We start from the raw sequence: 12,419 nt of genomic DNA, 5'->3' as shown, positions 1-12,419 counted from the left end.
AGCCATGTCACGCTATTTCATCGATCGTCCGATCTTCGCCTACGTGCTGGGCGTGATGGTCGTCATCGCCGGCATCCTGTCGCTGCGGACCTTGCCGATCGCGCAGTTCCCGGCGATCGCGCCGCCCGCCGTCTCCATCACCGCCAACTATCCGGGCGCTGACGCCCAGACGCTCGAGAACACGACGACCCAGATCATCGAGCAGCAGATGAAGGGGATCGATCACCTTCGCTACTTCTCGGCATCCTCCTCGTCCGCCGGCACGGTGACGATCACGCTCACCTTCGAGCAGGGCACCAATCCGGACATCGCCCAGGTCCAGGTCCAGAACAAGCTGCAGGCCGCAACGCCGCTGCTGCCGCAGGAAGTCCAGCGCCAAGGCATCGTCGTGGCCAAGGCGACGCAGAACTTCCTGCTGTTCGTCGGGCTTTATTCCGAGAACGGCAAGCATGACGCCGCCGATCTCGCCGACATCGTCGCGTCGAAAATCGCCGATCCGCTGTCGCGCGTTGCCGGTGTCGGCGATACGCAGATTTTCGGCTCGCAATATGCGATGCGGATCTGGGTCGATCCGATCAAGCTCAACAATTACGCGCTGACGATGAGCGACGTGACCGCCGCGGTCACGGCGCAGAACGCACAGGTCTCCGCCGGGCAGATCGGCGCGCAGCCGGCGCCCAAGGAGCAGATGCTGAATGCCACGGTCTCCGTGTCATCGCGGCTGACGACGCCCGAGCAATTCGCCAAGATCCGCCTGAAGAGCAGTCCTGACGGGTCGATCGTGCGGCTGGGCGACGTTGCTCGCGTCGCGATCGGCGCAGAAAACTATGCCTTCTCCGCGCAGTGGAACGGCAAGCCCGCTTCGGGCATCGGCATCAAGCTCGCGCCGGGCGCAAACGCACTCAATACCGTAGTCGCGGTCAAGGCGCGGGTCAACGCGCTCGCCAAGCAGTTCCCGTCGGACGTGAAGGTCATTTTCCCGTACGACACCTCGCCGTTCGTCCGGTTGTCGATCGAGCAGGTGGTCGAGACACTGGTCGAGGCGGTGGTGCTCGTCTTCCTCGTGATGTTCCTGTTCCTGCAGAACTGGCGCGCGACGCTGATCCCGACGATCGCCGTTCCGGTCGTGCTGACCGGGACGTTCGCGGTGCTCGCCGCCTTCGGCTACTCGATCAACACGCTGACGCTGTTCGGCATGGTGCTCGCGATCGGCCTGCTGGTCGACGATGCGATCGTCGTGGTCGAGAATGTCGAGCGGCTGATTACCACGGAGCACCTCTCGCCCAAGGAAGCGGCGCGCAAGTCGATGGAGGAAATCACCGGCGCGCTGATCGGCATCGCCGTGGTGCTGTCGGCGGTGTTCCTGCCGATGGCGTTCTTCGGCGGGTCGACCGGTGTCATCTATCGCCAGTTCTCGATCACGATCGTGTCGGCCATGGTCCTGTCCGTTGCGGTCGCCCTGATCCTGACCCCGGCGCTGTGCGCCTCGATCCTCCAGCCGCACGATCCCGACAAGGGGCAGGGCAATGGCCCGTTGGCGCGGTTCTTCCGCTGGTTCAACGACAAGTTCGACCGTGGCCGCGCCCGCTATGAAGGCGGCGTGCGTTCCACCGCCAGCCGCTGGGGCCGGTCGCTCATCGTCTACGCGCTGATCGTCGCGGGGATGATCCTGCTGTTCGCACGGCTTCCGACCGGCTTCCTGCCCGACGAGGATCAGGGCGTGATGATCGCGCTGGTTCAGGGGCCGCCCGGCGCCACGTCCGCACGGACCCAGAAGGGTCTCGATCTGGTGCGCGATCACTTCCTCGGCGATGCCGGCGATGCAATCCGGGGTGTCTATACGATCAACGGCTTCAGCTTCGCGGGCCAGGGCCAGAACAGCGGCATCGCCTTCATTCCCATGAAGGAATGGAAGGATCGCCCGGGCGCCAAGAACAAGGCGCAGGCGGTGGTCGGTCGTGCGATGGGCGCGTTCGCGAAATATGGCGACGGGCTGATCTTCGCGGTCATCCCGCCGGCGGTGCAGGAGCTCGGTAACGCGACCGGGTTCGATCTCCAGTTGGTCGACGAGGGCGGGATCGGTCACGACAAGCTGCTGGCTGCGCGCAACCAGCTGCTCGGAATGGCATCCCAGAACAAGTCGCTGGTCGGGGTCCGCCCCAACTCGCTCGACGATGCGCCGCAGCTCAAGGTGAATGTGGATCAGGACAAGGCGGGTGCGCTCGGCCTCGATCTGGCCTCGGTCAACAGCACGATCGCGACGGCGTGGGGTGGTTCTTACGTGAACGACTTCATCGATCGCGGTCGGGTCAAGCGTGTCTATATCCAGGCGGACTCACCCTACCGGATGGCTCCCGACGATATCGGCAAGCTCTATGTGCGCGGCGCCAATGGCACGATGGCTCCGTTCTCCGCCTTTTCGGACGTGTCCTGGAACCAGGGGCCAACCCAGTTGACCCGGTACAATGGGCAGCCGTCGATGGAGATCCTGGGACAGGCGGCGCCTGGCGTGTCGTCCGGTGCGGCGCTGAAGGCGGTCGAGGACATGCAGGCCAAGCTGCCGCCGGGGACGCGGCTGGACTGGACCGGGCTGAGTTATGAGGAGCAGCTGTCCGGCGGGCAGGCACCGGCGCTCTACGCCTTGTCGTTGATGATCGTCTTCCTGTGCCTTGCCGCGCTGTATGAAAGCTGGTCGGTACCGATCTCGGTCATGCTGGTGGTTCCGCTCGGGATCGTCGGCGCCCTGCTCGCCGCCACGTTGACCGGCCTCAACAACGACATCTATCTGCAGGTCGGTCTGATCACGACCATCGGTGTGTCGGCAAAGAACGCGATTTTGATCGTCGAGTTCGCCGAGGAGAAGATGCGGCACGGGCTGGGCGCGTTCGATGCGGCGATCGAGGCGGCGAAGCTGCGTCTCCGGCCGATCCTGATGACCAGTCTGGCCTTCATCTTCGGCGTGTTTCCGCTTGCGATCTCGAGCGGGGCAGGCGCGGGTGGACAGAATGCCATCGGTCGCGCGGTGGTGGGCGGCATGTTGTCGGCGACCGTATTGGCCATCTTCTTCGTGCCGATGTTCTTCGTCGTGGTCATGCGCCTGTTCAGCCGCCAACAGCCCGACCAGCCAAAGGCGAACGATCGCCGGCCGAACGGCGATCGACACGATGATGGCGAGCCGGGGCATGAGCCCGCGCCGTCGCAGGGAGTCTGAGTGATGTTGAACAGCAAGATCGTCCTTGGCCTGCTGGGCGCGACGGTACTGGCCGGCTGCAACCTCGCACCGAAGTACGTCCGCCCGCTGGGGGAAGTCCCTGCAGCGCTACCGTCAGGTGGCGTGTATCCGGTGGCGCCGACGGATGCGCCGGACATCACGAAGATCGGCTGGCGGGAGTTCTTCACGGACGACCGACTGCGCAATACGATCGCGCTGGGATTGACCAACAATCGCGATTTGCGGATTGCGGCCGGCAACGTACTGCAGGCGCGCGCGCAATATCGCATCCAGCGGGCTGACCTGCTTCCCTCGGCGACGTTGTCCGGGTCGGCGACCTATACCAACAACGTCCAGGGCGCGAGCGGCGCGCTCGCCGGGTCCTCGGGGACCGGCACTGGCACCGGAACAGGCACGGGCACGGGCACGGGAAGCACCGGTGGTACCGGCGTTGGCGCCGGGGTGGGTTCGTCGTCGTCCAACTATCAATTCTATTCGGTGAACCTCGGCGTCTCGGCGTACGAAATCGATCTGTTCGGTCGTTTGCGCAACCTCAGCCGCGCGGCGCTGGAACAGTATTTCTCGACCGAAGAGGCGCAGCGGTCGACCCGCATCACGCTGATCGCCGAAATCGCGACGGCATGGCTGACCTATGCGTCGGACCAGGACCAGCTCCGCATCTCGCAGGAGTCGCTTAAGTCGTTCGAGCAATCGCTGGAACTGACCCGCGCGCAGTTCCGCATCGGTGTCGCGTCCGAACTCGAGGCGCGCCAGTCGGAGACGACGTACCAAGCGGCGCGCAACGACATCGCGGTGCTGCGAACCCGTTTGGCGCAGGACAAGAATGCGCTCGACCTGCTGGTCGGCGCCCCGGTAACCCCGCAGATGCTGCCGCAAGGGTTGGGGAATGGCGAGGCCGCGCTCAAGACCTTGCCCGCCAGCCTGGCGTCCGACGTCCTCCTGCGCCGTCCCGACGTGCTGCAGGCCGAACACCAGTTGATCGCGCAATATGCCAATATCGGGGCGGCCCGCGCTGCCCTGTTCCCCAGCATCTCGCTCACCGGCACCCTGGGGACGATCAGCCCGGCGCTGAGCGGCCTCTTTTCGGGGGGGAGCTTCACCTATACCGCTGCGCCCGCGATCTCGCTCCCGCTGTTCGACGGCGGTCGGTTGCGCGGTAATTTGCAGGTCGCGCGCGCGCAGCAGCAGATTGCGGTGTCGACCTACGAGCGAACGGTGCAGACCGCGTTTCGCGAAGTCGCCGATGCGCTCGCGCAGCGCGGGACGATCGACGAGCAGGTCGCGGCGCAGACCGCGCGCGTGAATGCCGCGAACGCGGCCTTGCGGATCTCGGATGCGCGGTATCGGGCGGGGGTGGAATCGTTCCTGACGACCCTGGATTCCCAACGGACGGCGTATGCGGCGCAGCAGCAGCTCGTCACGACGCGACTGAACCAGGGAAGCAATCTGGTCGAGCTGTATCGGTCGCTCGGCGGTGGGCTCGATCCGGCAGACCGCAGTCCCGCGCAGGACGCCGCCCGACGCCGCGAATCCCCGGCGGGGGCGCAGGGTCTGTAGCCGCCGAGGACGGGCGGCGCCGGATCTCCCGCCGCGCGGGCGGACGGTCGATACGCTCGGAAACGGCATCCAGGCCTGACGCAATGCGGCGCATACGCAGCCGGCTGCCAGAGTAGTAGTGGGTAAAATGCGGCCGCTGCCAGGCTGTACGCCAGCGCCGTCCAGGGGCGCGCTAGGTCTTTGGGAACGTCGCCTCGAACCAGCTAACGAACGCGCGTGCCTTGGCCGTCGGCAGCCGCCCCGTCGGGAAGAGCGCCCACAAGTCCGCGTTGGGCAGCTTCCAGTCTGCCAGCACGGCAACGACGCTTCCGCTTTCAAGCTCGGGTTGCATGAGCCACCGCGGGCTGATCGCAAGGCCAAGGCCGGCGATGACTGCCTCCCGAACGCCATCGGCCGCGCTGAACGACAGCCGGGTGGGGATCCGCACCGACGCATCCCCGCTTGCGTGCTGAAAGCGCCACTCCTCGGCGATCAGACCCTGGGTGTAGACGAGCGCCGTGTGTTCGAGCAGGGCCGTCGGCGTGGACGGCGTACCCATTCGCGCCAGGTACGCGGGGCTTGCCACGACCAGCCGTGGGCAGGTCGCAAGCTTTCGTGCGGTCAGGCTCGAGTCCGCCAGCTCGCCCCCGCGAAGCGCGACGTCGATGTTCTCGCCCATCAGATCGACGAAGCGATCGTCCAGGACGAAATCAACGCGCAGATCGGGATGGGCGGCGAGGAATTCGCCAATTTTCGGGATGATATGCAATCGTGCGAACGTGACGGGGGCGCTGACGCGCAGCCGCCCGTCGAGCCCTTTGCCCAGCCCGCGCGCGGCAGTCTCCGCCTCATGGGCTTCCTCGAGGGTGCGGCGCGCCCGTTCGTAAAAGGCCTGTCCCGCTTCGGTCGTATGCAGTTGGCGCGTTGTGCGGACCAAAAGCCGCACCTGCAGACGCTCTTCGAGCGCCGCAATCAACTTCGATACGTTGGGTTGGCCGATCCGCAAATCCCGCGCGGCGGCCGAAAAAGAACCGGTTTCGACGACACGGACGAAGACTTCCATCGCATGCAATCGATCCATTCAACCTACTACCTATTCCGCAGTCGAATAAGTCTTATTGCTTCGGCGGTTCTACTGCAATGCCATGGCATGGCGCATCTGGGCGTCACGGCAGCGACGGTGCTGATCCGCCAGGAGACGCTAGATGAACTTCCAGGAAACCTTCGCTCATATCTTGCAGTCCGACTTGCCGCTGCAAGGCAAGCTCGATGCCTTCAAGGTCGAATTCGATACGCGACTTGCGCCCTCGGCAGCGGTCGAGGCGCTGCATCGCTCGGTCGACGAACTGATCGCTTCGGGCGCACCGGATCGCGCACTGAAGGTCGGGGACATGGCGCCGGCGTTCACCCTGCCGGACCCGGACGGCAATCCGGTCTCGTCCGCCGCGCTGCTTGCCCACGGGCCGCTGGTGGTCAGCTTCTATCGCGGCGTCTGGTGCCCGTACTGCAATTTCGAGCTGACCGCGCTTGAAGCGGTCCGTTCCGAGATCGAAGCGCCAGGCGCCAGCCTGGTGGCGATCTCCCAGCAATTGGCGCCCAACAGCCGCAAATCGCAGCGACAGAATGGGCTCGGCTTCCCGATTTTGGGCGATCATGGCGGCGACGTCGCCGCGCAGTTCAATTTGCGGTGGACGCTGCCGGAGTATCTTCGGGTGGCGCACCGGACGCTCGGCGCCGATCTGCCGCAGTTCAACGGCGAGGACAGCTGGACCCTGCCGATGCCCGCCCGCTACGTCATCGGGCAGGACGAAACGATCGCTTACGCCGAAGTGAATGGCGATTACACGCGGCGACCCGAGCCCTCGGCGATGTTCCCGGTCCTGGAACAGCTGGCACGCCAGCACGCCGCCTGATTTCACCCCACGGAACGGCGTTGACGACGAAAGCCAACCGGCTGGCTGCACGCGACCGCGTGCTCCTGTCAACCAAAGGAATAGAGCAATGACCACGGTCGCCTTACTGATCGAGATGAAGGCCAAACCCGGCAAGGAAGCAGACGTCGAGGCATTTCTCGCGAAGGAAGCCTCGCTGGTGAAAGGCGAGCCCGGGACCCTGACATGGCACGCGGCGGGGATCGAGGGGGAAGCGGGAGTCTACCGAGTGTTCGACACGTTCGCCGACGAGGCCGCGCGCGAAGCCCATCTGAATGGCCCGGCGGGACAGGAATTCGTCGAAAAGGCGGGCGGGTTGTTCGCGGAATCCAAAATGTACCGCCTGCAAGTCATCGCCCACAAGTAACGCGTGGGCATGGGATGCCGATCTCGGGCGGCCTGGCGCGAAGGCGACGCCAGCCGCCCGTCCTTTATGCGTAAGACGCTTCGAAAGGAATTTCCGTGGACATCGAACCAGCAAAACCGACGGTCGTGCTCGTGCACGGCGCGGTCGAAGATTCGTCGCTCTGGACGCATGGCGTAATCCAGCGGCTTCAGCGCGACAGTTATGCGACCAAGGTCTTCTCGAATCCGCTGCGGGGCGTGGCGCACGACGCCGCCTACCTCCGCAGCCTGCTGGACACGATCGAGGGCCCCATCCTCCTCGTATCGCACGCTTACGGCGGCGCCGTCATCAGCCAGGCTGGGGACGATCCCAAGGTCAAGGGACTCATTTACGCAGGCTCGCCGATGCCCGCGGCGGGGGAATCGACGAACGATTGTCTCGAACGGTTTCCCGGGGGTGATTTCGCCGCGTCGGTCGATCTTATTCCCTTCACCTTGCCCGACGGTACCAGCGGGACCGACCTCGTCGTCAAGGCCGACCGGTACGGCTATCTCCTCGCCGCCGACGTAGCTGAGGACAAACTCGCCCTCATGATCGCGACCCAGCGCCCGATTGCCCTGGCCGCGCTCGACGAGAAACTGACAGCGGCCGCCTGGATGCGCAAACCGAGCTGGCAGATCAGACCGCTGCTGGACCCCGTCATTCCGCAGGCCGAGTTTGCGTTCGAGGCCGACCGCGCCGGGGCGCAGGTCATCGAACTGCAATCCTCGCACGCAATCCCCGTGACGTTCCCGGAGGTCGTGGTCGATGTGATCGCGCAGGCGGCCCGCGCAATGGCAAGCTGACGGGGTGCGGCTGGGCGGCTGGGCGGCACGGTGGTCCGTCGGGAATGCTCGATTGCGGGTTGAGCGGATCCGTCTTGGGACCATCATGGGCAGCCAAGTACGCGTTCGTGCGTTGCTGCACCGCACAATTCGGAATTGCCCTATGCCTAACCCTACGCCCGACCGCCCTGCCTCGGTCGGGCTGATCCACTTCGCGCTGGCGCTCGGCGGCTTTGCGATCGGCGTGACCGAGTTCGCGACCATGAGCCTGCTGCCGTACATGTCGCGCGGATTGCACATCGACGAACCGACCGCCGGGAACGTCATCAGCGTCTATGCGCTCGGCGTCGTGGTCGGTGCGCCGCTCCTGACCGTGTTCGGCGCCCGCCTGAGCCGCCGAACGTTGCTGATCGTGCTGATGTCGCTCTTTGCCGTCGCCAACGGGCTGAGCGCGCTGGCGCCATCCTATCATGCGATGCTCGTGTTCCGCTTCCTCAGCGGACTGCCGCATGGGGCCTATTTCGGCATCGCATCGCTGGTCGCCGCGTCGCTCGTCCCACCGGAGCAGCGTACGCAAGCCGTGGGGCGCGTGATGCTCGGGCTGACGACCGCCACCATCATCGGCGTGCCCTTCGCCAACTGGCTCGGGCAGGCGGCCGGGTGGCGCTGGGGGTTCAGCGTCGTGACCGTGTGCGCGCTTGCGACCGTGGTGCTGGTGCTGGCGATCGTCCCGCGCGACCGGCCCGACGCCGACGCCAGCCCCTTGCGCGAACTGGGCGCGCTGCGACGTCCGCAAGTGTGGCTGACGCTCGGGATCGGCGCGATCGGCTTTGGCGGGCTGTTCGCGGTCTACACCTATCTCGCCTCCACGCTGGTCGAGGTGACGGGCGTGCGATCGACGGTGGTGCCGCTGGTGCTCGCGGTGTTCGGGATCGGGATGACCGCGGGCAATCTCATCATCCCCCGCTTCGCCGACCGCGCGCTGATGCCGACCGCGGGCGCGTTGCTGGTGTGGAGCGCCGCGTCGCTCGCGGTCTACACCGTGGCGGCGCACCATTTGTGGTCGATCATCCTCGCGGTGTTCGCGATCGGGCTCGGCGGTGCGCTCGGCACCGTGCTGCAGACCCGGCTGATGGACGTGGCGGAGGACGCGCAGGGGTTGGCTGCGGCGCTCAATCACTCGGCGTTCAACACCGCCAACGCGCTCGGTCCGTGGCTCGCCGGCATGGTGGTGGCGGCTGGATATGGCTGGACCGCGACCGGATGGGTCGGGTGTGCGCTGGCGCTGGGCGGTCTCGCGGTCTGGGCGGTCGCCTGTCTCTGGACGGTCGGGGCTCGCCGCCAGCGCCCCGTCGGCGGCGCGAGCGAGGCGGTGGCATGAACGAGGAGCTCGCGCCACCCGCGGTGCGCCGCGGCTTCGTTCTCGCCGCCGTGATGGCGGCGTCGTTCATGATCGCAATCGAAGCGACGATCGTGTCCACCGCGATGCCGCAAATCGCCGGGCAGCTCGGCGACCTGCAATATTATGCCTGGGTGTTCTCGTCGTTCCTGCTCGCCCAGACCGCGACGACGGTGGTGTTCGGAAAACTTGCCGACCTCTATGGCCGGCGGTCGGTGCTGCTGGTCGGCATCGGCATCTTCCTGCTGGGCTCGGTGCTGTGCGGTTTCGCCTGGTCGATGCCGTCGCTGATCGTCTTTCGTCTCGTCCAGGGCCTGGGTGCCGGTGCGATCCAGCCGGTGTCGATCACGGTCATCGGCGACCTCTATGCGACGCATGAGCGCGGCAGGGTCCAGGGCTGGCTTGCGAGCGTGTGGGGCGTCTCGTCGGTGATCGGGCCGCTGGCCGGTGGTCTCATCATCCAGCATCTCAGCTGGGCTTGGATCTTCTGGATCAACGTGCCGATCGGGCTGGCGGCGGCGGTCGGTTTCTACCTGTTCCTGCGCGAGACCGTCTCGACGCACGAGCGCAGCGTCGATGGTGTCGGGGCGGGCTTGTTCACCGTCGCGATCGCCGCGCTGATGGTGGCGCTCACCGAAGCCGGGACGGATGGCGGCCGCACCGCCGCGATCGCCGCGCTGGTCTGCATCGTCGCCGGAGCATTGTTCGTCGTGCAGGAGCGCCGCGCGCGCGACCCGATGATCGCGTTTACGCTCTGGGCACGCCGGACGATCGCCGCGACCAACGCGGTGACGTTGTTCAGTGGCATGGCGGTCATCGGGCTCACGACCTTCCTGCCGATGTACGTCCAGGCGGTGATGGGCCGTTCGCCGCTCGAGGCGGGTTTCATGCTCACCGCAATGGTGCTTGGCTGGCCGATCGCGGCGACGCTCGGTGCGCGCAACTTCGGGCGCTTCGGCCTGCGGCCGATCCTGATCTTCGGCGCGGCGTTACTGCCTGCGGGCGCGATACCGTTCGTGCTGCTGTCGCCGCTGAGCTCGCCGCTGGTGGCAGGGTTCGGGTCGCTGGTGATGGGGTTCGGGATGGGATTCCTGAGCACCGCCGCGATCGTGCTGATCCAGGGTAGCGTGGGCTGGGCAGAGCGTGGCGCAGCAACGGCCTCCAACCTGTTCGCCCGCAATCTGGGCAGCACGCTCGGGGCGGCGGTGCTCGGCACCGTGCTCAACGCCAGCCTCGCGCGCGGGCACGCCGGGTCGCTGCAACAGATCCAGCAGCTGCTCGTCGGCCACGGCGCGGCGGCAGGCGCGGTGGCGAGCCGGGCAGGGCTGGCGGACGGGCTGCACCTGACGTTCTGGGGTGTCCTGCTGATCGCGGTCGTGACGCTGGCGCTTTCGGTCTTCGTACCGCGTGCGACCATGGCGCATGGCGGTCGACCCTGAACCGCCGTCAGCGCGAGAGCAGCGGGAGGAGCGCCGAGAACGTCTGCGCGTGGTCCTTGTGGGTCGAGGTGCGAGACTTGGTGGAGACGGTCACCGCAGCTGACTGTCCTTGCTACCCCGCCGGTTGAACGTCGCGGCCAGAGGCTGGTCGCGGCCGCTTTGACAGGTTACGCAGGTCCGCACGCCAGGCAATGCTCGACGCCGGCCTTCGGGGATATCGTCGCCGCAGATTGCACAGAATGGTTCACTCGTTCCGCTTGGCATGCTCGCGCGTGCGGCCAACACTGCGTCCGCCACTGAGTCGTCAATCTGATCCTGCACCGCGCCATCGCGCGTCCAACCACCGGCCATCGCACTCTCCTTGCCCGAGGCATATGGGGACCGAGGAGCCCGGGTGCCAATGCCGTCGCGTACACCGACGCGTCCGACCGCCCATCGCCTCCGCCAGTCTCTGCCGTCGTCGCCCGAGCCATGGACGGCCATCCGCCCTGAGGCGCCGCCGCCGCTGATCCTGGATGCCATCAACGACGCTACGGACCCAATCCGTCAACCTACCGCCGATGCCATGGCGCTCGGTGACACGCGCGTGCCGATCGATAGGCATCTGGACGCCGAGGAACGACGTGCTTTCGGGATGTGAGCCCCGGCCGATCCAACCGTGCGGGAATGGCCCGTACGGGTCAGGCAATACTGACGCGACATTGGCGTGCTGCGACGGCTGCATCTCGCCGGCATCAGCGCTTCAACGGTTGCCAGCGATAAGCGGTGCCGGCCTTGACGATCCGGCCGAGCCCGGGGAACGGAAAATGCGGGCTGAACACGTATTCGCCGCTCGCCGCCAACTTGGCGAGTTCGGTCATCCGCCGCTGACGGCCCTGCACGCCATCGGTGTCGTAGCCGATGATCCATTCGGGACGGGCAAGAGACACGATAGCGCTATGGGCCGTGTCGCCCATGTCGAGCAGCTTCTGGCCGTTTGACGTGATTTCGTAGCCGCTATGGCCGGGCGTATGCCCTGCCAGCTCTACCGCTCGGATCCCTGGCATCACCACCGCGCCCGGATCAAACGGCATGACCTTCGGCGCGATCGTCGCAACGAGCGCCGCATTATCCGGCTTGCTTTGCAGAAACGCCCATTCGGCGCGGGTCATACGGATCGTCGCGTTAGGGAACGCCAATTTGCCGTCCGCATCGGAAAGCCCGCCGACGTGATCACCATGCGAATGCGTGATCAGGATATCGGTGATATCGGTCGGCGATACCTTGGCGAGCGCTAGGCTCTGCATCAGGACGCCACCAACCTTGGGGCCCAGGCCAGCGTCAATGAGGACCATACGGCCCGGCATGCGGACCAGCAGCGCATCGACGCCGAGCGATACCGCGTCGGTCGGCGCCCCTGCTTTGCGCAATATGTCCGCGACAGCGGCCGGGCCTTCCGTCTTGCCGAACACGCTGCCGTCGTTCGGAACGCGGTTGATCATGTCCCGCAAGGCGACGACACGCACCGCGCCGATGCCGAACGGCACCGCCGCAGGTGCAATCGGCACCGGCTTCGCCAGCACCGGCGACCCCAGGAATACGGCAAAACCGAGCGCGGCGATCGAACGAAGGGTCATCTACGGTTCCATGATGGTTGTCAGATACTGCCGGAATTTGGGCGCTCCCCAAACCGGTGTCCAGCACCTTCGCGATCGCTCGGCGAGCTTGGCGCG

The 12,419-nt window shown here is 66.2% G+C and carries 10 protein-coding genes; 7 read left to right on the top strand and 3 right to left on the bottom strand.

The window, feature by feature from the left end; genetic code table 11:
• Positions 1–4 precede the first annotated feature (4 nt).
• Positions 5–3,211, top strand: a complete 3,207-nt coding sequence (locus L8K25_RS00110; RefSeq protein WP_242136894.1) for an efflux RND transporter permease subunit — start codon at positions 5–7, stop codon at positions 3,209–3,211.
• Positions 3,212–3,214: 3 nt separating this feature from the next.
• Positions 3,215–4,789 (top strand): efflux transporter outer membrane subunit, encoded by a 1,575-nt coding sequence (locus L8K25_RS00105; RefSeq protein ID WP_242136893.1) that lies wholly within the window; start codon positions 3,215–3,217, stop codon positions 4,787–4,789.
• Between the two features lie 172 nt (positions 4,790–4,961).
• Here L8K25_RS00105 and L8K25_RS00100 read toward each other — a convergent pair whose 3' ends face one another.
• Positions 4,962–5,849, bottom strand: coding sequence for a LysR family transcriptional regulator (locus L8K25_RS00100; protein WP_242136892.1), 888 nt, complete (start codon positions 5,847–5,849; stop codon positions 4,962–4,964).
• Between the two features lie 124 nt (positions 5,850–5,973).
• Here L8K25_RS00100 and L8K25_RS00095 point away from each other — a divergent pair, with 124 nt between their 5' ends.
• The 5 genes from L8K25_RS00095 (at position 5,974) to L8K25_RS00075 (ending at position 10,707) form a co-directional block, all read left to right on the top strand.
• Positions 5,974–6,681 carry a peroxiredoxin-like family protein gene (locus L8K25_RS00095; RefSeq protein WP_242136891.1) on the top strand — a complete coding sequence of 236 codons (708 nt, stop codon included), beginning with the start codon at positions 5,974–5,976 and terminating at the stop codon, positions 6,679–6,681.
• 88 nt (positions 6,682–6,769) lie between these two features.
• Complete coding sequence (locus L8K25_RS00090) at positions 6,770–7,066, top strand: antibiotic biosynthesis monooxygenase (RefSeq protein ID WP_242136890.1); 297 nt, start codon at positions 6,770–6,772, stop codon at positions 7,064–7,066.
• A gap of 95 nt (positions 7,067–7,161) precedes the next feature.
• Entirely contained in the window at positions 7,162–7,890 is a 729-nt protein-coding gene (locus L8K25_RS00085; RefSeq protein ID WP_242136889.1) for an alpha/beta hydrolase, read from the top strand.
• A gap of 142 nt (positions 7,891–8,032) precedes the next feature.
• Positions 8,033–9,250, top strand: a complete 1,218-nt coding sequence (locus L8K25_RS00080) for an MFS transporter (RefSeq protein WP_242136888.1) — start codon at positions 8,033–8,035, stop codon at positions 9,248–9,250.
• On the top strand, positions 9,247–10,707 hold the full coding sequence (locus tag L8K25_RS00075) for an MDR family MFS transporter (RefSeq protein WP_242136887.1): 1,461 nt from the start codon (positions 9,247–9,249) through the stop codon (positions 10,705–10,707). Before L8K25_RS00080 ends, L8K25_RS00075 begins: the two co-directional genes overlap by 4 nt.
• Before the next feature lie 90 nt (positions 10,708–10,797).
• On the opposite strand, the gene L8K25_RS00070 is transcribed toward L8K25_RS00075, so the two are convergent.
• Complete coding sequence (locus L8K25_RS00070; RefSeq protein ID WP_242136886.1) at positions 10,798–11,058, bottom strand: DksA/TraR family C4-type zinc finger protein; 261 nt, start codon at positions 11,056–11,058, stop codon at positions 10,798–10,800.
• Positions 11,059–11,441: 383 nt separating this feature from the next.
• Positions 11,442–12,323 carry an MBL fold metallo-hydrolase gene (locus L8K25_RS00065; protein ID WP_242136885.1) on the bottom strand — a complete coding sequence of 294 codons (882 nt, stop codon included), beginning with the start codon at positions 12,321–12,323 and terminating at the stop codon, positions 11,442–11,444.
• Positions 12,324–12,419: the final 96 nt, after the last annotated feature.

It is taken from the genome of Sphingomonas sp. TREG-RG-20F-R18-01 (assembly GCF_022662475.1).
GTDB lineage: Bacteria > Pseudomonadota > Alphaproteobacteria > Sphingomonadales > Sphingomonadaceae > Sphingomonas.
The sequence above is the reverse complement of the archived record's forward strand: the minus strand, read 5'-3'. Positions and strand labels throughout refer to the sequence as shown.

Excerpts from the sequence above, each read along its gene's own strand:
- L8K25_RS00105 (WP_242136893.1), top strand. The coding sequence starts at position 3,215 with ATGTTGAACAGCAAGATCGTCCTTGGCCTGCTGGGCGCGACGGTACTG.
- L8K25_RS00080 (WP_242136888.1), top strand. The coding sequence starts at position 8,033 with ATGCCTAACCCTACGCCCGACCGCCCTGCCTCGGTCGGGCTGATCCAC.
- L8K25_RS00095 (WP_242136891.1), top strand. The coding sequence starts at position 5,974 with ATGAACTTCCAGGAAACCTTCGCTCATATCTTGCAGTCCGACTTGCCG.
- L8K25_RS00100 (WP_242136892.1), bottom strand. The coding sequence starts at position 5,849 with ATGGATCGATTGCATGCGATGGAAGTCTTCGTCCGTGTCGTCGAAACC.
- L8K25_RS00110 (WP_242136894.1), top strand. The coding sequence starts at position 5 with ATGTCACGCTATTTCATCGATCGTCCGATCTTCGCCTACGTGCTGGGC.
- L8K25_RS00090 (WP_242136890.1), top strand. The coding sequence starts at position 6,770 with ATGACCACGGTCGCCTTACTGATCGAGATGAAGGCCAAACCCGGCAAG.
- L8K25_RS00075 (WP_242136887.1), top strand. The coding sequence starts at position 9,247 with ATGAACGAGGAGCTCGCGCCACCCGCGGTGCGCCGCGGCTTCGTTCTC.
- L8K25_RS00070 (WP_242136886.1), bottom strand. The coding sequence starts at position 11,058 with ATGGCCGGTGGTTGGACGCGCGATGGCGCGGTGCAGGATCAGATTGAC.
- L8K25_RS00065 (WP_242136885.1), bottom strand. The coding sequence starts at position 12,323 with ATGACCCTTCGTTCGATCGCCGCGCTCGGTTTTGCCGTATTCCTGGGG.